Genomic DNA, 19,461 nt, shown 5'->3' with positions numbered 1-19,461 from the left:
CATGACGACTATCGATCCCGGCACCACGGGTGCGCACGGCATTGGTGTGGCGACCATCGCCTCGAACGGCGCCATTCTGGACACCTGGTATCCCTCGCCCGCGCTGGGCGAGCCTCCCGTCAAGGGCACTGAGCGGCTGACAGCCGAGGAGCTGGCCGCATATCCGGACGGGGCGGACCTGGCGGCGCTGCTCGGCCCCGACCCGGCCCGCGGAGTGGAGGTCGTGGCGGTGCGGACGGGCATCGCCCTGCTTTCCGAGCCGCCCGTGGACACCCACGACGCCTACCTCAGGCTGCACCTGCTGTCGCACCGCCTGGTCAGGCCGCACGGAGTGAACCTCGACGGGATCTTCGGACTGCTGACCAACGTCGTGTGGACCAACCACGGGCCGTGCCCGGTCGAGGGTTTCGAGAACGTGCGGCTGCGCCTGCGGGCCCGGGGGCCGGTGACCGTCTACGGTGTGGACAAGTTCCCGCGGATGGTCGACTACGTGCTTCCCTCGGGGGTCCGGGTCGCCGACGCCGACCGTGTACGGCTGGGCGCCCACCTGTCGAGCGGGACGACCGTCATGCACGAGGGCTTCGTGAACTTCAACGCCGGAACGCTGGGCTCGTCCATGGTGGAGGGACGGATCTCCGCCGGCGTGGTCGTCGGCGACGGCTCCGACGTCGGCGGCGGCGCCTCGATCATGGGGACCCTCTCGGGCGGCGGCAGGCAGGTCATCTCCATCGGAGAACGGTGCCTGCTCGGGGCCAACGCCGGCATCGGCATCTCACTGGGTGACGACTGCGTCGTGGAGGCCGGACTGTACGTGACCGCCGGGACCAAGGTCATCCTCGCCGACGGCGGCGTGGTGAAGGCCAAGGAACTGTCCGGCAGGCCGGGCCTGCTGCTGCGCCGTAACTCGACCACCGGCGCGGTCGAGGCGGTGTCCAGGGTCGGCGTCGGGATCGAGCTCAACGCCGAACTGCACGTCAACGACTGAGACTCTCGGGAGACTCTCGGGGTGTAGCGCCACGAGCCGTACGGCACCCTGAGATGTCCCTGAGACAGCCCTGAACTTGGCCGTCTGCCCTGGGATTCCAGGGCAGACGGCTCGTACGGTTGAGACATGGCACGCATTCTTTTCATCGCAGCACTCGTCGTCGTCGGCTTCATCGTTCTGGGCTCGGTGCTCGGACTGATCTTCAGTGCGCTCAAGTGGATCCTGATCATCGGGGCCATCGCCCTGATCATCTCCGTCATCCTCAAGATCACACGCTCCAGCGGCAGCCGCTCCGGTCACTACGGGCACTGACCGACCCGCCCGCTAACCGAACGGCGGCTGACCGCCCGGCGGCTGTCCGGCCGACCGAGGAGTGCCCGCCTCGCACGTCGGCCGGCCGTACTCTTTCACCTATGAGCGAGCTTTCAGGTGCGAGGGCGTGAGCGACGCCCCAGAGCATGGAGGCGGGCACGGACGCGAGCACGGGCACGGCGTCCGGGCCGATGCCGACCGACGGTTCCTCATCGCAGCGCTGCTGCTGATCCTCGCCTTCATGGCCGCGGAGATCGTGGTCGGCGTCTTCGCGCATTCGCTGGCCCTGCTCTCCGACGCCGGGCACATGCTCACCGACGCGGCGGCCATCGGTCTCGCCCTGGTCGCGATGCGGATCGCCGCCCGCCCGCCTGCCGGGGGCTTCACCTATGGGCTGAAACGGGCGGAAATCATCAGCGCCCAGATCAACGGCATCACGCTGCTGCTGCTCACGATCCTGTTCGTCGTCGAGGCAGTCCACCGGCTGATCAGCCCACCAGAGGTCCAGGGTGCGCCGGTGCTGGCGACCGGCCTGGCCGGCATCGCCGTCAACGTGGCGGCGGCCTGGCTGCTGAGCAAGGCCAACCGGGCGAGCCTCAACGTCGAGGGCGCCTTCCAGCACATCCTCAGCGACCTTTACGCGTTCATCGCCACGACCATCGCCGGGCTGGTCGTGTGCATGAGCGGCTGGGCCCGCGCCGACGCCCTCGCGGCCCTCGTCGTGGCCGCGCTCATGCTCAAGGCGGGCTGGCGGCTGGTGCGCGACTCCGGCCGCGTGTTCATGGAGGCAGCCCCGGTGGGGATGTCGCCGGCGGAGATCGGCCGGAGGATGGCCGCGATGGAGCAGGTCGCCGAGGTTCACGACCTGCACGTCTGGGAGGTCACCTCGGGATACGCCGCGCTCTCGGCCCATGTGCTCGTCGCCCCCGAGGCCGACTGCCATGCCGTACGGCAGGCCATCGAGGTGGTGCTGCGCGACGGGTACGGCATCGAGCACACGACGCTCCAGGTCGATCACGCCCCTGCCCGGCTACTCGAAATCGGGCGAATCACCCGCTCCTCCTGTGAGACCGGCGTGACCGGCGTGACCGGCGTGACCGGCGCGGCGGAACCGCACTGCCGCGATCCCCACGGCCCGTCGCATCCCGGCAGCTCAGGGAGAGACCCGGGAAGCAGAGACCCGGGAAGAGATCCAGGAAAAGGGGCGGGCCCCGCCGCCGGAGGACGGCAGGGCCCGCGCTGAGATTCGGCAGCGAGTCGGTCTCGATGATCGCGACGATGCACAGGTTCCGGTACTGCGGGTCCGCCATGATGCCGGCGATTTCGACGAGCCGAGATCCGCGCACCCCACCCCCCACCCCCCCACGCGTGATCTTGCAGTTGCTCGCAGGCATGCCCTCCGACCAGCACGATCCCATGTCATGATCTTGCAGAAACTCGCAGAGAACACCCCCGACCAGGAAAAACATCCTTCGTGATCTTGCACTGCAAGATCATGAAGGATAAAGTCGCAGGCGAGAGGGTCCCTCTGCGAGTTTCTGCAAGATCACAAACGAGGTTTCCTCAGGTCACCCGCCATCTCTGCGAGTATTCGCAAGATCACCACCTTGGAGAGGGGGGGATCACCACCTTGAGGGGAGGAGGAGATCCTTGCCAAGGAGGAGAGAGGGGGGCATGGGGTTCTTGGGGATCTGGCGGATATCTATCTTATAAGTGCCAGATGTTGGATTTGGTGATGCTTTGCCAGAGCCTTCTCGATCTGACGCTCCATGAGCAGAGCATGCTCATGATCTCCCCGCGAGAACCCGGCGGCCGCCAGATCGCGAACCACTCGGAGTACGGCTCCGGCGACGTCCTGCAGATGCGCTTCCCGTGGCCAGATATCGCTGAGCGGATCGAGACCCAGGACATTCAGCATGGCCCGTACAGAACGGCATTTCCTGGCGGCCCGCATATGGTCCCCGGCCCCCAGCGCGGCGTTCCCCTCACCGACCGCGGCGTGGACGGCCGACAGCGCGGCAGGAACGTTCAGATCGCTGTCCATCGCAGCGGCGAACTGCGGCGGAAGCCCGGGATCGAGGTCGGCGGCCACCCGGAACACGAAGCGCTCAATCCTCCGGTAGGCCGCGGCCGCCTCCTCCAGCGCGGTGAGGGTGAACTCCACCGGAGATCGGTAGTGGGCGGCCGCGAGATAGTAGCGGAGCTCCACCGGCCGGATTCGGTCCAGCAACACCGGAACGGCCAGCGGATTACGCATGTGCTTGCGTATTTTCTCACCCCGGTGCGTGACCGGACCGTTGTGCAGCCAGAAACGCGCGAAAGGGTCTCCCACTGCCTTCGACTGGGCCATCTCGTTCTCATGGTGGGGAAATATCAGATTGGCGCCGCCGCCATGGATGTCGAACTCCTCTCCCAGATACCTACGGGCCATCGCGGAGCATTCCAGATGCCATCCCGGTCGCCCCTCGCCCCAGGGAGATCTCCAGAAAGGCTCACCCGGCCTGGCTCTCTTCCACAGCGTGAAATCACGCGGATCTCTTTTTTCCCGGTCATGTCCCTCAGTTATTCTCATGTGCTGTGCACGCTGCCGGGAAAGCGATCCGTAGCCGGGGTGGGAGCCGATGTCGAAATACACGTTCCCGTCGCGTTCGTAGGCGTGGCCGGCGCCGGCCAGTTCCTCGATCATCTCGATCATCTCGGGGATGTGTCCCGTCGCCCTGGGCTCCACGCTGGGCGGAAGGCAGCCCAGCGCCGCGTAGACCTGGGCGAACGACCGGTGGACCGGATCGGTGACGCGCCACCACTCGATGCCCTCGGACCGGGATCTGCCGATAATCTTGTCTTCGATGTCGGTGACGTTCCGACAGAGCATGACGTCGTATCCGCTGTGTTTCAGCCATCGGTGCAGGATGTCGAAATTCACCTGCGACCTTGTCTGCCCCACATGCGGCGGAACGACGACGGTGGGGCCGCAAAGATAAATCGAAACCGCTCCGGGAATCCGAGAGGTGAAATCACGGACGGCGCGACGGTGCGTATCGTAAAGGCGAAGACCCACCCATCCGAGGGTAGGGCCCAAATCCACCGGCTGTCGACACCGCGCGCGGCATGCCTGTGCAGTCGGGGGTAAATGCCGTTTGCCGGGCCATGGAATTACCGCGATCCCGGGGCCGGCTACCGCCGTATGACGTGCAGGACGCTGGCGATCCGCTCGGCGGCGGTGACGACGTCGGAGGCGTGGCCGATCCGCCCGGCCCACGACAGCCAATACCACCACTCGCCGTCGGTCCCGTCGGACGCCAGCACGTCCTCGGCCACCGAGGGCTCCATCGGATTGACCACGCGCAGGCGCGGGTAGCGCCCGGCAGGGACCGTCAGGCGTACCTGAAACGCGTGGGCCTCGAGTTGGGCCGCGAGCCGTTGCAGATGGTCAAGCGCCTCACCGGGATCCGCGCACACGGCATCATCCAACACGGCGCCGTCCAACACGGCGTCATCCAACACACTGTCCTCCAAGGCGGACGTCGAGACCCGTCATCGGTCAGGGTGAACCCACGCGGACCGGCGGGGCAATCGCCGCCACCCCGCGAAACCGTGTGACAACCAGGGAATCCACCGGGATTCCGTGGAACAGCCACGGAATCCGCGGCCACGAACCCGACACAGTCGATACGGATTGGGCGCATACGGCTTTACCTTGGGGGAACAACCGTAAGGGTGAGACTGCACTGCGGATGGGCCGGGCATGGGAGCGTCCCGTGGATCTTTGCCGTGGCGAGGCGCCATCTGGGCGACCACAGTAGGCAAGAAGATCTACGGGACAGGACCTTCTAGGGGGGCGCCGATGGCCCGTGGAAAGCATTCACCGGCGTGCGCTCGCCGCTGGCGCGAGCAGGCCGGGGCGCGGCAGTGGACGCTCTGGCAGACCGCCCAGGCCATCCACGGCTGCTGCGGGGCGAGTCTGCTCAAGGCCCACCGGCTGGCCCGGGGCTGGTCGGCACGGCAGGCGATCGAGGAGCTGGAGTCGCTCTGCGAGCGGGAGTCGCTGGGCCTGCCCCGCGCCAGCATCGACCTGCTGAACGCCTGGGAGAACAACCGGGCCCGTCCCCGCCCGCAGACCATCGACCTGCTCGCCCGGCTCTACAGGGCCAATGCCGTACGGCTCGGCCTGGCCGCCGACTACTGCGAGGACCCCGGCGGTCAGCGCGTCATCGTGGTGAGCCACGCCAGGGGCGACGAGCCGATGCGGCTTGACGAGCTCATGGCCGACCTCATGGCCGACGACGCCGAGCGCCGGGCGCTCTTCCATCAGGCCATGCTCCTCAGCTTGCCGGATGGCCGGTTCTTCGCCGAGGTCGAGGGCACCCGGCACGATCTTGACCGTACGCTCGCCGCCGGGTCGGTGACCGAGGACCAGCTCGACCGGCTGGACGAGTTGGTCCTGCGCTACCGCAGGGAATACATGATCACCCCGCCACTGCCGATGCTCTGCCGGGTCATGCTGGAGATCTCCGACGTACGTCGGCTGAGCGCCGCCCGGCAGCCGTTCTCCGTGCAGCGCCGCCTGCTGACCGCCACCACGATGCTGGCGCTGCTGACCGCTGACGCGCTGATGAAGCTCGGCGACACGCGCCAGGCCCACGCCTGGTACGGCACCGCCCGCGCGGCCTCGGACGACGTGGGAGACCTGCGGCTGCGCGCGCTGGTCCGGGCGCAGCAGACCATGCTGCTCTACTACTACGGGGACCCCGGCGAGACGGTGCGGCTGGCCCGCGAAGCGCGGATGCTGGCCGGTTCCGCCCCCAGCTCCCCCGCCGCTCTCGCGGCCGCGGCCGAGGCCCGCGCGCTCGCGCGCATGGGAGACGGTAAGGGCGCCAGGACGGCGCTGGCGGAGGCCGAGCAGATCTTCGCCCGCATGCGCGGCATCACCCAGGACGATCTGGCCTTCGTCTTCACCGAGAAGCGGATGAAGTTCTACCGCACCGGGACGCTCATCGAGCTGGGGGACGCCCGGCAGATCCAGGGGATCGACGCCTATCCTCCCGGATTCCACACGATCGATCCCGCCCTGATCCTGCTCGATCAAGCGACTCATCTGGCCAGACAGGGGGACCAGGAGGAGGCGTGCCGGATCGCGGCGCAGGCCCTCGGGCAGGTGCCCGCCGAGCACCGCACCTCCATCGTCGTCACCCGGGCCACGGCCCTGCTGTCAGAGGTCGATCCGGGCCTGCCCGCCGTACGGCACCTGCGCAGTGTGCTGGCGGAGTCGTCGCCCAGACTGCCCATGGACACACGACCGTGAACCGGGGCGCGGCGGGCGCGAGGGGGGTGACGGCGAGCGACTGCCGACTGGCCGACGAGGCGTCCGAGGTGCTGCGCGAGGTGTGCGTACGGCTTGGCGTCGACGTGACAGGAGCCCGGCTCCTGCGGTTGCGCAGCAACGCGGTGTTCAAGCTGCGCGGAGACATGGTCGTACGGATCACGTCCGCCCCCGACGCGGTGACCCGGCTGCCGGTGGTGCTGGCGGTCGCCCGCTGGCTCGCCGACCGGGGCTTCCCCGCCGTACGGCCCGTCGACGAGATCCCCGGCCAGCCGATCGTGCACGACGGGCGGACCGTCACCTTCTGGCGGTATGTCCCGTCCACCGGGCGGCCGACCACGAGACAGCTCGGCCGGGTGCTGCGCAGCCTGCACGGCGAGCCGGTGCCGCCGATGGCGCTGCGGCGGCTCACCGACCCGCTCGCCGAGGTGCGGCACGCGGTGGAGCACGCGGTGGAGCACGCGGTGGAGCACGCGGTCGAGGACAGCGCCGAGGTGCTCACCGGCGACCAGCGGGCCTGGCTGCGCGACCGCATCGAGGAGCTCACCGGCCGCTGGCTGGATCTGGACACCGGCTCCCCGGTTCTCCTGCACGGCGACGCCTGGATCGACAACCTGCTCCGCCTTGATGACGGGCACGTCATGCTGTGCGACTGGGACGGCGTCGCCGTCGGGCCGCGTGAGTGGGACCTCGTGCACACCTACCACGGTCAGCGCCGGTTCGGACTGTCGGCCGCCGACGTGGACGACTTCGCCCGCGCGTACGGCTCCGACCTGCGGCAGTGGCCCGGTTACAGCACCCTGATGGAGGTCAGGGACATGTACGCGGTGGGCGTCCACATCCGCAACGCGGTCGGCGACCCGTTCTCACGCCAGGAACTGCCCCGCCGGCTCGACTCGCTCGCTCGCGGCGACGGGCACGCGCGGTGGTACATGGCGGCGCCCGCATAGTGCCCGACATTCGGGGGTACATTTCGAGACGACTGCGAGGAGGTGTCGCGGTCGTCATTTCAGGACGGATATTTCGATACAGCGCACTCGGGGGATTGCCGGCCGCGGGCATGCATGCTTCCTGGTGGCGCGGCGAGGCTCCCGAAAAGGAGAAGCAGTTGTCTGAAGGCATCGTCAAGTGGTTCAACGCCGAAAAGGGCTTCGGATTCATCGCTCCGGACGACGGCACCGCTGACGTGTTCGTTCATTACTCGGCGATCAACTCGGGTGGTTACCGCAGCCTGGACCAGAACCAGCGGGTCAGTTATGTGACCGTGCAGGGCGCCAAGGGTCCCCAGGCCGAGCAGGTCACGCCGCTGTAGCAATCGCCTCAATGTCTCGATAATCAGCGTTTCTACGACCACGTTTCTACGACCACGTTTCTACGACCACGGGCCCGCGCCGCACCGAATCGGGCGGCGCGGGCCCGTGAACATGTTTTACTTTGCCTTTACCGGGCAGCTCGAAGGCCCATGAGGCTGAGCCTGACATCGGACGTGTGGTGGAAGAACGCCGTCATCTACTGCCTCGACATCGAGACGTACGCCGACGGCAACGGCGACGGCATCGGCGACTTCCGCGGCGCCATGCAGCACATCGACCACCTCGACCGGATGGGCGTCACGTGCATTTGGCTGATGCCGTTCTTCCCGACCCCCGACCGCGACGACGGTTACGACATCACCGACTTCTACAGCGTGGACCCCCGGCTCGGCACGCTGGGCGACTTCGTCGAGTTCATGCGGGTGGCCGGGGACCGCGGCATCCGGGTCATCGCCGACCTCGTCGTCAACCACACCTCCGACGAGCATCCCTGGTTCAAGGAGGCCCGCTCCGGCAGGGACTCCCACTACCGCGACTGGTACATCTGGTCCGACCGGCCCGAACCGGACGACCCCGCCGGCATCGTGTTCCCCGACCAGGAGACCAGCCTGTGGGAGCACGACGAGACGAGCGGCCAGTACTACTTCCATCGCTTCTACCGTTTCCAGCCCGACCTCAACACGGCCAACCCGGTGGTGCAGGACGAGATCTCCCGGATTCTCGGGTTCTGGATGGAGCTCGGCCTGTCGGGCTTCCGCGTCGACGCCGTGCCGTACCTCCTGGAACAGGTCACCGAGCACGACGAGGACAAGCTGCCCGATCCACATGCGTTCTTCAACTGCCTGCGCGCGTTCATGAGCCGCAGGGACGGCAGCGCCGTGCTGCTGGGCGAGGTCAACCTGCCCTACGACGACCTGGTGAAGTACTTCGGAAACGATCTCGGCAATCAGATCACCATGTGCTTCGACTTCATCGGCATGCAACGGATGTATCTGTCGCTGGCACGCGAGGACGCCCGCCCGCTGAGAGACGCCATGCGGGAGCGCCCCCGGCCGCCGAAGGACTGCCAGTGGGCGACGTTCGTGCGCAACCACGACGAGCTCACGCTGGACAAGCTCAGCGAACCGGAGCGTGAGGAGGTCTTCGCGGCCTTCGGCCCGGAGGAGAACATGCGGCTGTTCGGCCGGGGCCTGCGGCGGCGTCTGCCCACGATGCTCGGCGGCGACATCGACCGGATCAAGATGGTCTACAGCCTGCTGTTCTCCCTGCCGGGCACGCCGGTCCTCTTCTATGGCGAGGAGATCGGGATGGGCGAGAACCTCGATCTCGAAGGGCGGCAGGCCGTACGGACGCCGATGCAGTGGACGCCAAACCGCAACGGCGGCTTCAGCGAGGCCGACCCCTCGAAGGTCCACGGCGTCGTACGCGGCGAGTACGGCCCGGAGCGGGTCAATGTGAGCGCGCAGCACCGGGATCCCGACTCGCTGCTGGTGTGGATCATCCGGCTCATCCGCAACTACCGCGACACCCCCGAACTCGCCTGGGGCGACTACACGGTTCTGGACTCGGGGCCGGACTCGGGGCCGGATTCACGGACAGATCCCGTGCTGGCACACCGGATCGACTTCGACGGGGCGACCATCCTCGCCGTGCACAACTTCAGCGACGTCCCGACCGAGGTCGAGCTCACCCTCGACGGGCTCGACTCGTCGAAGGTGCTGACCGACCTGCTGGTGGACGGGGCGATCGAGGTCTCCGACGAGGGCCGGGCCCGGTTCAAGCTCGGCAGGTACGGCTGCCGCTGGTTCCGGGCCTCCACTCCCGAGGCGGCCCCGGCCGGTTCCGGAGACACACCCGGGAAACGCGACCACATCCCTAAGGGATGGGTCAGGGACGAGTCCGGCTGATCTCCGATAGGCCGGCGTCATCCTCGCGGTCACAGTGATGAGGCATGAGGATGCTGCTCGGGAATGCCGTGATCGGAGCCGGTGCGGCCGGGATGGCGGTCCTGCACCTGGTGTCGGGGCTGGACCCGCTCCAGGGCATGATCAGCGAGTACGTCTTCGCACCGTACGGCTGGCTGCTGCCCGTCTCGCTCACGCTGATCGCGGCGGGCTCGGCCGTGCTCGCCGTGTGGCTGACCCGCCTGCACCCTGACCCGCTGGGTCGGGGGGCCGCGTTCCTGATCGGGGTATGGAGTTGCTGCCTGCTGCTGGTCGCCGGCTTTCCCACGGACCGGCCCGGACTGTCGCTGTCCGTTTCCGGCGAAATCCACAGATATGCGGCGTTCGTGGCTTTTCTCAGTGTGCCGGCCGCCGGGCTGATCATCGCCAGGATCACCGGTTCGAACCTCATCCGCACGCTGAGCGTGGTCGCGCTCGGTTCCCTCGTGCTCGTAGCCGTGCCGTACGTCATCAGGGCGCTGGGTGTCGACCCGGGAGCCGTGCCCGCCGGGCTCACCCAGCGCCTGACCGTGATCACCGAGGTGGCCGCCCTGTTTCTCGTACCGCTGCGCCACCCGCTTGAGGGCCGTCCTGAGGAACGTCAGATCAGACCGAGGTCCTTGACCGCGTCGCGCTCCTCGACCAGTTCGTTCACCGAGGCATCGATCCGCTGCCGGGAGAACGCGTCGATCTCCAGGCCCTGGACGATCTCCCACCGCCCGTTCCTGGACACCACCGGGAACGAGGAGATGACACCCTCCGGGACGCCGTACGAGCCGTCCGACGGGATGGCGGCGGAGGTCCAGTCGCCCTCCGGCGTGCCGTTGACCCAGTCGTGGACGTGGTCGATGGCCGCGTTCGCCGCGGACGCCGCCGAGGAAGCGCCCCGTGCCTCGATGATCGCGGCACCGCGCTTGGCGACGGTCGGGATGAAGGTGTCGCGCAGCCACTCCTCCTCGACCTGCTCGGCCGCGATCTTTCCGCCGACCTCGGCGTGGAAGAGGTCCGGGTACTGCGTGGCCGAGTGGTTGCCCCAGATCGTCATCTTCTTGACCTCGGTCACCGGGACGCGCAGCTTCGCCGCGAGCTGGGAAAGCGCGCGGTTGTGGTCGAGGCGGGTCATCGCGGTGAACCGCTCGGCCGGCACGTCCGGCGCGGCCGACTGGGCGATGAGGGCGTTGGTGTTGGCGGGGTTGCCGACCACGAGCACGCGGACGTCGTCGGCCGCGTGGTCGTTGATCGCCCTGCCCTGCGGGCCGAAGATGCCGCCGTTGGCCTCGAGGAGGTCGCCGCGCTCCATGCCCTTCGCGCGGGGACGGGCGCCCACGAGCAGTGCGACGTTGGCGCCGTCGAACGCCTTCGCCGGGTCATCGGAGATCTCGATGCCCTCCAGCAGCGGGAATGCGCAGTCGTCGAGCTCCATCGCGGTGCCCTCGGCCGCCTTGACGGCCGGTGGGATCTCCAGAAGGCTCAGCTTCACGGGGGTGTCCACCCCGAGGAGCTGGCCGGAGGCGATGCGGAAGAGCAGCGCGTAACCGATCTGGCCGGCCGCGCCGGTGACGGTCACTTTGACGGTCATGACGATCCCCATTCGCATATCTGTGTGTCTCCCGGATGCTATCCGGCCGCGCTGATCCTCCCGTGGGGAGGTGGCGTCCCGGCCCGAGGTGTCCCGGCCCAAGGTGTCCCGGACGGTGCGTCGCGCGAAGAGCAAGACGGAACAAGAAGAACTGACCGTCGGAGGGTAAGTCCGGCGGTTTCTTGGGAATCATGATGACACCGGTTGAGCGGAACCCCACGGAAGGAGGGGCCCAGTTGAAGAAGGTGCGGATTGTGTCGCGACCGCGGCCGTCGAAGACCCCCCAGTCCCTTGACCTGCGTACCCCCTCAGGGCGCGTCCTGCCGTTCTGACTGTTCAGGCTCTGGCCAGCTCGTAGCAGTGACCGAAGCCTTCCAGCACGGCCGCCCATGAGCACTTCACCGGCTCGGTCTCCCGGTTGTGCGCGGCGATCGAGCGCCGCAGCTCGGCGTCCCCGGCGAGCCGGGCGACCGCGGCGGCCAGTTCGTCGAACGTCCGGCCCAGCAGGCCCTCCTTGCCGGAACCGACGAAGTCGGCGACCCCGCTCTGGGCCCGGGCGACCACGGGGACACCCGCCGCCCGGGCCTCGAGCGCGGCCAGCCCGAACGACTCACGCGGCGCCGGGGCCACGAAGACGTCGGCGGATGCGAGCAGTTCCTTGATCTGTTCCCGGCTGAACCGTCCGGGCAGCGACACCCAGTCGAGGCGCCGGGCCTTCAGGTAACGCTCCATGCGCCCGCGCGCCGGGCCGTCGCCCACGATCGTGGCCCGCAGCGCGATCTGGCCCGGCACCCTTGTGCGTACGGCCTCCAGCAGTTTGAGCAGCCGCAGCGGCTGCTTGCGCGGCGCGAGCCTGCCGACGGCCACCACATGCACGGCGTTCCCGTGCACGGCGTCCCCGTGCACGGCCTCCGGCGGCGCGCCGTCGTGCGGTGCTTCGTCCTGGGCTTCGTCCTGTGCTTCTGTGGGGCGCCAACCGGAGACGTCCAGGCCGTTGGACACCACCCGCACCGGGACCCGGGGGCCGGTCACCGCCCGGATCGGGCGGGCGGCGGCCTCGCTGACGGCGGTCGCGACCAGGCCCCAGCGCCGCCAGTCGAACGTGGCCTGCAGCGCCCGGTAAACACCGCGCGTGACCGGATCCCACATGCTGTGCACGGTGACCACGACGGGCAGTCCGGAGCGTACGGCGGCACGCACGCCCATCCAGGCGAACGGCGAGACCGCCCCGGTGTGCACGTGGACCACGTCGGGCCGCCGGGAGGTCATGAGCCGGATCAGGTGGCCGGTGCCGCGCGGGTGAACCGGCAGGTCGAACGGGAGGCGCGCCACCACGCGGTGCACTCCGGGGATGGCGGCCCCCGGCGTCGCCGTCGCCACCTCGACCAGGTGGCCCGCCTCGCGCTGCGCCCTGACGAGGTCGGCGACCTGCACCTCTATGCCCCCGAGCCGCGGAAGGTAGCAGTCGCTGACGTGAAGAATCCTCACCGGCCAAGACTGACAGAGTGGCCGGTCCCCATCAAACGCCTCCTATCGAACATCCCTCGTCCGCGGAGGAGCGGCACGCGCCGTACGACCGCCCGTGGGATCATGGCCGGAAGAGGTACGAAACGCGGGTGAGGCTGATGAGAACCTTCGACGAGGCGCGATGAGCACCGCGGTGTTCTTTCACGCCCATCCGGACGACGAGGCGCTGCTGACGGCCGGGACCATGGCGATGCTGGCGCACGAGGGGCACCGCGTCGTGCTCGTCGTCGCGACGGCCGGGGAGCGTGGCCTCGCCGAACTCCCGCACGGCGACGAGCTGGGCCGGGCCCGGATGGACGAGTTGCGCGTCTCGGCGGCGGCGCTGGGGTGCGCGCGGGTGGTGCGGCTCGGCTACGGCGACTCCGGCCTGGCCATCGACGGCGGCGTGGCCGAGGATCGGCCGGACGACGCGTTCATCGACGCCGACCTCGAGGAGGCGGCGCAGCGGCTCGCCGACGTGCTCAAGGAGGAGGCCGCCGACCTCATCACGATCTACGATCCCGCCGGCGGGTACGGCCACCCGGATCACGTGCAGGTCTACCGGGTCGGCACCCGCGCGGCCGAGATCGCCGGGACGCCCGTCGTCCTGGAGGCCACGGTGAACCGGGACCTGTTGCTCAAGGGCGTACGGCTGGCGGCCCGTTTCTATCCGTCGCTCGACGTCAGAAGCTTCGAGCGGGCCTACTCCCCCGGGGAGGCGATCACTCATCGGGTGAACGTGCGGAGGTTCGCCAGGGCCAAGCGGGCGGCGATGGCCGCGCACGGCACGCAGACGACCGGCGGCGACGGAGACCGCACCCTGGGCGCCATGCTCAAGATCCCTTATCCGCTCTACCGGATGGTCTTCGGCACCGAGTGGTACGTCCGCCGGGGCCTGCCGCCCGGCACCCGCCTGCGACACCCGTTCGACAATCCGTAGGATGCCTCGATCCTCCGGAAGGAGGAGCCCACGGCTCGGCTGCCCGGGCAGACTGGCCGGGAAGCGGTTCGATGACGACGACGGGGCATGGGGGAATTCACGGGTGAACAGGAAGTGGCTGCAGATCACGCTGTCCGTGGTCTCGCTCGCGTTGGCCGCCGCGCTCGTGGTCTATCTCCCGCAGATCGTGCACGCGCTGACCGGGGCGAAGGTCAGCTGGCGTGAGATCGGCCACGAGTTCGGCCGGATGGACGTGTCGACAATCGCGCTGATGACCGCGTTATGGCTGGCCAGCCTCTGGGCGTACACGTTCGTGATGACCGCGGCGCTGCCCGGTCTCACCCACCTGCAGGCGCTGACGCTCAACGCGGCGGGCAGCGCGGTCAGCAACCTGCTGCCGTTCGGCGGCGCCGCCGGGGTGGCGCTGACGTTCGGCATGACGCGCGGCTGGGGCTTCGCCAACCGGCCCATCGTCGTCTACACGCTCGTCACCGGCATCTGGAACACGCTGTTCCGCTTCATCCTGCCCGCCGTCGGCATCGTGTGCCTGCTGATCGCCGGCAGGGCGCCCAACCCCACGGTCGCCCAGGCCGGATGGGCCGGCGCGGTCTCGATTCTCGTTCTCGTGGCCGTCGTGGCCGCCGCGCTCTACTGGGACCGGGCCGCCGCCGTCCTCGGGCGCGTGCTCGACGCGAGCGTACGGCTCCTGCCCCGGCGCGTACGGCCCGGCGAGCACACGGCCTCGGCGGCGATCGAGCGGCTGCGCAGCGACACCGCCGGGATCATCCACCGGCGGTGGCCGGGGCTGTCCCTCGGGATGATCGCGTTTCTCGGCCTGCAATGCCTGATCATGGCCTGCTGCCTGATCGCCACCGGGTCCTATCCCGGCCCGGCCGAGACCGTCGCGGTCTTCGCGCTGAGCCGGGTGCTCACCACCGCGCTCGTCACCCCCAGCGGCGCGGGGATCATGGAGGGCGGCGTGGCCACCCTGCTGATCGGCGCGTTCGGCCAGCCCGCGAGCGGGGCCACCGCGGCGGCCGTGCTGTTCGGCTTCTGGACGTACACGATCGAGATCCCGTGGGGCGGGCTCGCGCTGGGCGGCTGGACGCTGCTGCGCAGGCGCGGCGGCGACCGCGCCGCGCGGTCCGCCTCCCCCATATCGGGGCATGATCTATCAGACACCCCCTAAGATCGCAGCGCGAAGACAGAATGCTGTCGTCGGCGAAACGCTTGTCTCCGATTCACAGGCGCGCATACCGTTGCGCGTGACATGAATCAGCGATCGGCGGCCGCTGAGCGCGGTGTGACAAAGCCGCTGAGCGCGGTGTGACAAATCGGATGGGCGGCGGCCAATGAGCTCGGTGGCGTTCCGGGTTCTCGGGCCCGTGGGTGCGCATGACGGCACGGGCGAGTTGGACCTCGGCGGGTTACGGCAGCGCGCCGTGCTCGCCCGTCTGCTGGTGGCACGCGGCCAGGTCGTCCCGGTCGACACCCTGCTGTTCGACCTGTGGAACGACGACACGACCAGGGGCGCGCAATCAGGGCTGCAGGTGTACATCTCACGGCTGCGCCGCGTCCTCGAGCCGGGCAGACCGCGCGGGGGACCGAACCGGCTGCTCGTGACCGTCGCGTCCGGCTACGCCCTGCGCACCGCCCCCGAGCACGTGGACGCGCTGCGCTTCGAGGCCGACGTCCGCTCGGCCGGGGAACGGCTGGACCACCTCCCCCACGAGGCCCGGGCGATGCTCGAGTCATCACTCGCGCTCTGGCAGGGCACGCCGTACTCCGACTTCGCCGAACAGCCGTGGGCCGAGGCCGAGGTGGCGCGGCTGAGCGAACTGCGCGTGGTCGCGCGGGAACGGTACGCCGACGCGGGCCTGCGACTGGGGCTGCACGCGGAGACCGTGCCCGACCTGGAGGCGTTGACCACCGAGCACGCCCTGCGTGAGGAGGGCTGGCGGCTGCTCGCGCTCGGCCTGTACCGGTGCGGGCGGCAGGGTGACGCGCTGGCCGCGCTGCGCCGGGCCCGGACGATCCTGTCCGACGAGCTCGGCATCGATCCAGGGCCCGCGCTGCGGAAGCTGGAGTCGGACATCCTCGCCCAGGATCCCGGCCTCGACCTGGTCCTGCCCGCCCGGCGGGCGGTCGAGGCCGCCGCGACGTGGCCACCCCGGCCGGTCGAGGCGGGAGCCGTACCTCCCCTTCAGCCCGAGCCGTTCGTGGGGCGGGAGGCCGAACTCACCGCGCTCGCCGCGGCACCGCCGCGGGCACGGGCGGGCCGGTTCACCGTCGCGGTGATCGGCGGCGATCCGGGCGCCGGGAAGAGCATGCTGGTACGGCGGCTCGCCGAACGCCTGGAAGGCGAGGGGTGGACGGCGTCCACCGGCTCCTGCCCCGACAGCACCGCCACCCCTCCCGGCTGGGCCTGGGTCGAGGTGTTGCGCGCGCTCGTCACGAGAAGGGGGGCGGGAGAGTACGCGGCCCTGCTCGCGCCGCTGCTGGACGACGCCGCCCCGGACAGCACCGGCGACGACGACGCGTCCGGCGGTTTCCGGCTGCACCGGGCGGTGGGCGGTTACCTCTCCGGAGTGGCGCGGGAGGCTCCGCTGCTGATCCTCCTGGAGGATCTGCAGTGGGCGGACGACCAGACCCTGGCCCTGCTGCGGGCGCTGCCGAGCCTGCTCGCGGCCAGCCGCGTCCTGCTGGTGGTCACGTGCCGGGACGGCGAGCTGAACGCGGGGCAGCAGGACGTGCTGGCCGCGCTCGCCCGTCTGGATCCCGTACGGGTCGGCCTCGGCGGGCTGGCCGACGCGGCGGTGGCCGAGCTGATCCGCGCCACCTGCGTTCACGAAGTGGACGACGAGGTCATCGGCGCGATCGTGGAGCGCGCGGGCGGCAACCCGTTCTTCATCAAGGAGACGGCCCGCCTGTTCGAGGCGGAGGCCGACATCTCCCAGGTTCCCTCGGGCGTGCGCGAGGTGCTGCGGCGGCGGATCGCCCGGCTGCCGGAGCGGGCGCAGCAGGTGCTGCTGCAGGCCGCCGTGATCGGCCGTGACGTGGACGTCGACGTGCTGGTCGACGTGTCCGGCGACGAGGACTCGGTGGTGGACGCGGTCGAGGCGGCGCTGCTCGCCGGGCTGGTGACCGAGCCGGGTCCCGGCCTGCTCAGGTTCGACCACGCGCTGATCAGGGACACGATCTACTCGGACGCCTCCCGGCTGCGCAGGTCGCGGCTGCATGGCGCGGTGGCGTCGGTCATCGAGCAGCGCGACCCGAACGACGTGGCCGCCCTCGCCCATCACTACGACGCGGCGGGCACCGCGGAGACCGCGGCCAAGGCGCAGCGGTACGCCGGCCTGGCCGCCGAGCAGGCGGAGCGGCGGTTCGCGCACCGGGAGGCCGCTTCGCTGTGGCAGAAGGCCATCGCCGCCTTCGACCGCGCCCACTCGGCTGGCCACTCGGCTGCCCACTCGGCTGCCCGCTCCGGTGGCGGTCCCGTGAAGGAGCGGCTGGAGCTGCGGCTCAGGCTGATCAGGACCCTGGCGCTGGGCGGGGACATGACCGCGGCCCGCGCGCACCGGCGGGACGCCATGGACGTGGCCCTGCCGCTCGGCGATCTGGAGCTGACCGCGCGGGTGGCGGCCGCGCTCGCGGTCCCGCACAAGGGCATCGCCCGGGACTTCACCCGGACCGCCTGGGAGATCGTCAACGTGACCGAGAAGGCCCTGGAGGAACTGCCGCCGGGCGAGCAGTCCCTGCGGGCCAGCCTGCTCGCCACGCTGGCGCTGGAACTCGAGGGCTCGGCCACCGAGCGCGGTTACCAGGCGTCGCTGGAGGCCGAGGAGCTGGCGAGGTCGAGCGGCGACCCCGCGCTGCTGGCGATGGCGCTCAGCGGCAGGTTGCGCCAGTCGTACACGCTGACGCAGGTGGACGAGCGCGAGACCATCGGCCGGGAGCTGCTGCGGGTCGGCGCGGAGTCCGGCCAGATCGCGGTCCAGACGCTGGCCCACCTGGTGCTGCTGGAATGCGCGGCCGCCCGGGGCGACTTCGCCGAGGCCGACGAGCACCTCGCCCAGGCCGAACGGCTCGGCCGGCGCTACGACCTGCCCGCCCCGGCCGCCGTGGGGGCGTGGTACGCCGGCCAGCGGCTGATGATCACCGGTGACTACGACGCGGCGGAGCGCGCCTACCGGAACGCGGCCCGGCTGACGGCGCGGGCCGGCATGCTCGAAGGCCGTCAGGACCTGCCGCTGATCGCCACGTTCTGCCTCCACCTGGTCGACGGCCGCGCCGCCGAGATCGTCGAGCCGCTGGGCGAGGCCCACCAGCGCGGCGCCAAGTGGACGCTCGACGCGTACGTGGTGGCGCTGTTCTACGCGGGACACGTGAAGGACGCGCAGGCGGTCGCGGTGACCCGGGAGCCGGTCCGTACCGACTTCCTCTACGAGCTCGCGCTCATCTGGCGGGCGCTGGCGGGCATGCTGCTCGACGACGAGAGCCGGATGCGGGAGGCGTACGAGAAGCTGCTGCCGTTCCACGACAGGATCGCCGGGGCGGGCACGGGCGTGGTCGCCCTCTGGCCGGTCGCCAGGACGCTCGGCGATCTCGCGGTACGGCTCGGCCTGCCGGCCGGGGAGCACTACGAGAAGGCACTGGCCGTGGCCGAAAGGGTGAACGTGCCCCGATGGATCGCCGACGCCCGCCACGCCCTCCAGCCCCGGCATCCATGACGCCTTCTATCGGCGGAGGAGGCCGTGGCAGGCGATGGCGGCGGCGGCCACGACATTGAGCGAGTCCACGCCCAGTTCCATGGCGGCCGGGCTCATCGAGATGCGGACGGACCGGTCGGCCTCCTTGAGCCAGTGTGACGACAGGCCATCGCCCTCCGAGCCCAGCAGCAGCGCCACCCGCTCCGCCATGACGACCTCGTCGAGCGGCGTGGCCGACTGATCGGGCGTCAGCGCCAGCGTCCGGAAACCGGCCGCCCGGATCTCGGCCAGGCCGCCGTGCCAGTCGATCATCCGGGCGTACGGGATCGCGAAGACCGCCCCCATGGAGACTTTCACCGATCGGCGGTAGAGGGGGTCGGCGCATCGGGGCGACAGGACGATCGCGTCGACGCCGAGCGCCGCCGCGCAACGGAAGATGGCCCCGACGTTGCCGTGGTCCACCAGGTCCTCCAGCACGACGATCCTGCGCACCCGGCCCAGTAGCTCCGCGACCGCGGGCAGCGCCGTACGTCCCATCGAGGCGAGCGCACCCCGGTGCACGGGGAAGCCGGTGACGCCGGCCATGACCTGGTCGGAGACCACGTAGACGGTGGTCTCATCGACGACGTCGACGAGATGGCCGACCCACTTGGCCGTGGTCAGGATCGAGCGCACCGGGTGACCCGCCCCGACGGCCCGCCGGATGACCTTCTCCCCCTCGGCGATGAACAGTCCGTGCTCGCTCTCCAGGCTCTTGCGGAGGTCCATGTCGCGCAGCCGTACATAATCGGCGAGGCGCGGATCGGCGGCGTCTTCGACCTGGATGAGCACCTGTCAAGGGTACGGCGACGCCG

The 19,461-nt window shown here is 69.9% G+C and carries 15 protein-coding genes and 1 pseudogene; 11 read left to right on the top strand and 5 right to left on the bottom strand.

What is annotated here, in order from left to right; genetic code table 11:
* The first annotated feature begins 1 nt into the window (after position 1).
* The 3 genes from dapD (at position 2) to ACFHYQ_RS13375 (ending at position 2,540) form a co-directional block, all read left to right on the top strand.
* Entirely contained in the window at positions 2-985 is a 984-nt protein-coding gene (gene dapD, locus ACFHYQ_RS13385) for a 2,3,4,5-tetrahydropyridine-2,6-dicarboxylate N-succinyltransferase (protein ID WP_394301446.1), read from the top strand.
* Positions 986-1,111: 126 nt separating this feature from the next.
* Complete coding sequence (locus ACFHYQ_RS13380) at positions 1,112-1,297, top strand: hypothetical protein (protein WP_394301445.1); 186 nt, start codon at positions 1,112-1,114, stop codon at positions 1,295-1,297.
* A gap of 127 nt (positions 1,298-1,424) precedes the next feature.
* Positions 1,425-2,540 carry a cation diffusion facilitator family transporter gene (locus ACFHYQ_RS13375; protein ID WP_394301444.1) on the top strand — a complete coding sequence of 372 codons (1,116 nt, stop codon included), beginning with the start codon at positions 1,425-1,427 and terminating at the stop codon, positions 2,538-2,540.
* Between the two features lie 459 nt (positions 2,541-2,999).
* Here the strand turns inward: ACFHYQ_RS13375 and cysS are convergent, their stop codons facing one another.
* Positions 3,000-4,355, bottom strand: a complete 1,356-nt coding sequence (gene cysS / locus ACFHYQ_RS13370) for a cysteine--tRNA ligase (RefSeq protein ID WP_394301443.1) — start codon at positions 4,353-4,355, stop codon at positions 3,000-3,002.
* Between the two features lie 116 nt (positions 4,356-4,471).
* Entirely contained in the window at positions 4,472-4,801 is a 330-nt protein-coding gene (locus tag ACFHYQ_RS13365) for a hypothetical protein (RefSeq protein ID WP_394301442.1), read from the bottom strand.
* A 340-nt stretch (positions 4,802-5,141) separates the two neighbouring features.
* Here ACFHYQ_RS13365 and ACFHYQ_RS13360 point away from each other — a divergent pair, with 340 nt between their 5' ends.
* From ACFHYQ_RS13360 to ACFHYQ_RS13340, 5 genes and pseudogenes are all read left to right on the top strand, one after another.
* Complete coding sequence (locus tag ACFHYQ_RS13360; protein ID WP_394301441.1) at positions 5,142-6,599, top strand: helix-turn-helix domain-containing protein; 1,458 nt, start codon at positions 5,142-5,144, stop codon at positions 6,597-6,599.
* A complete protein-coding gene (locus ACFHYQ_RS13355) occupies positions 6,596-7,567 on the top strand; it encodes a phosphotransferase enzyme family protein (RefSeq protein ID WP_394301440.1) in 972 nt (323 codons plus the stop codon). Before ACFHYQ_RS13360 ends, ACFHYQ_RS13355 begins: the two co-directional genes overlap by 4 nt.
* Before the next feature lie 158 nt (positions 7,568-7,725).
* A complete protein-coding gene (locus tag ACFHYQ_RS13350; RefSeq protein ID WP_394301439.1) occupies positions 7,726-7,929 on the top strand; it encodes a cold-shock protein in 204 nt (67 codons plus the stop codon).
* A 150-nt stretch (positions 7,930-8,079) separates the two neighbouring features.
* Complete coding sequence (locus ACFHYQ_RS13345) at positions 8,080-9,837, top strand: alpha-amylase family protein (RefSeq protein WP_394301438.1); 1,758 nt, start codon at positions 8,080-8,082, stop codon at positions 9,835-9,837.
* 44 nt (positions 9,838-9,881) lie between these two features.
* Positions 9,882-10,376 (top strand): annotated as a pseudogene (locus ACFHYQ_RS13340) (DUF998 domain-containing protein); the annotation flags it as partial.
* A 98-nt stretch (positions 10,377-10,474) separates the two neighbouring features.
* Here ACFHYQ_RS13340 and ACFHYQ_RS13335 read toward each other — a convergent pair.
* Both ACFHYQ_RS13335 and ACFHYQ_RS13330 read right to left on the bottom strand, forming a co-directional pair.
* Positions 10,475-11,452 carry a malate dehydrogenase gene (locus ACFHYQ_RS13335; RefSeq protein WP_394301437.1) on the bottom strand — a complete coding sequence of 326 codons (978 nt, stop codon included), beginning with the start codon at positions 11,450-11,452 and terminating at the stop codon, positions 10,475-10,477.
* A 336-nt stretch (positions 11,453-11,788) separates the two neighbouring features.
* On the bottom strand, positions 11,789-12,940 hold the full coding sequence (locus tag ACFHYQ_RS13330; protein WP_394301436.1) for a glycosyltransferase family 4 protein: 1,152 nt from the start codon (positions 12,938-12,940) through the stop codon (positions 11,789-11,791).
* A gap of 160 nt (positions 12,941-13,100) precedes the next feature.
* On the opposite strand from ACFHYQ_RS13330, the gene ACFHYQ_RS13325 reads away from it, so the two are divergent.
* The 3 genes from ACFHYQ_RS13325 to ACFHYQ_RS13315 all read left to right on the top strand — a co-directional run bounded on the left by ACFHYQ_RS13325 (position 13,101) and on the right by ACFHYQ_RS13315 (position 18,628).
* Positions 13,101-13,898, top strand: a complete 798-nt coding sequence (locus ACFHYQ_RS13325; protein ID WP_394301435.1) for a PIG-L deacetylase family protein — start codon at positions 13,101-13,103, stop codon at positions 13,896-13,898.
* Between the two features lie 103 nt (positions 13,899-14,001).
* Positions 14,002-15,087, top strand: coding sequence for a lysylphosphatidylglycerol synthase domain-containing protein (locus ACFHYQ_RS13320; protein WP_394301434.1), 1,086 nt, complete (start codon positions 14,002-14,004; stop codon positions 15,085-15,087).
* 163 nt (positions 15,088-15,250) lie between these two features.
* Positions 15,251-18,628, top strand: a complete 3,378-nt coding sequence (locus ACFHYQ_RS13315) for an ATP-binding protein (protein ID WP_394301433.1) — start codon at positions 15,251-15,253, stop codon at positions 18,626-18,628.
* Between the two features lie 6 nt (positions 18,629-18,634).
* Here ACFHYQ_RS13315 and ACFHYQ_RS13310 read toward each other — a convergent pair whose 3' ends face one another.
* A complete protein-coding gene (locus ACFHYQ_RS13310; protein ID WP_394301432.1) occupies positions 18,635-19,438 on the bottom strand; it encodes a TrmH family RNA methyltransferase in 804 nt (267 codons plus the stop codon).
* Positions 19,439-19,461: the final 23 nt, after the last annotated feature.

It is taken from the genome of Sphaerimonospora cavernae, assembly GCF_042435035.1.
In the GTDB taxonomy this organism is placed as follows: domain Bacteria; phylum Actinomycetota; class Actinomycetes; order Streptosporangiales; family Streptosporangiaceae; genus Sphaerimonospora; species Sphaerimonospora cavernae.
The sequence above is the reverse complement of the archived record's forward strand: the minus strand, read 5'-3'. Positions and strand labels throughout refer to the sequence as shown.

Bases quoted from the DNA above. Each gene is read 5' to 3' on its own strand.
- ACFHYQ_RS13380 (WP_394301445.1), top strand. From the start codon at position 1,112: ATGGCACGCATTCTTTTCATCGCAGCACTCGTCGTCGTCGGCTTCATC.
- ACFHYQ_RS13360 (WP_394301441.1), top strand. From the start codon at position 5,142: ATGGCCCGTGGAAAGCATTCACCGGCGTGCGCTCGCCGCTGGCGCGAG.
- dapD (WP_394301446.1), top strand. From the start codon at position 2: ATGACGACTATCGATCCCGGCACCACGGGTGCGCACGGCATTGGTGTG.
- ACFHYQ_RS13315 (WP_394301433.1), top strand. From the start codon at position 15,251: ATGAGCTCGGTGGCGTTCCGGGTTCTCGGGCCCGTGGGTGCGCATGAC.
- ACFHYQ_RS13345 (WP_394301438.1), top strand. From the start codon at position 8,080: ATGAGGCTGAGCCTGACATCGGACGTGTGGTGGAAGAACGCCGTCATC.
- ACFHYQ_RS13335 (WP_394301437.1), bottom strand. From the start codon at position 11,452: ATGACCGTCAAAGTGACCGTCACCGGCGCGGCCGGCCAGATCGGTTAC.
- ACFHYQ_RS13325 (WP_394301435.1), top strand. From the start codon at position 13,101: ATGAGCACCGCGGTGTTCTTTCACGCCCATCCGGACGACGAGGCGCTG.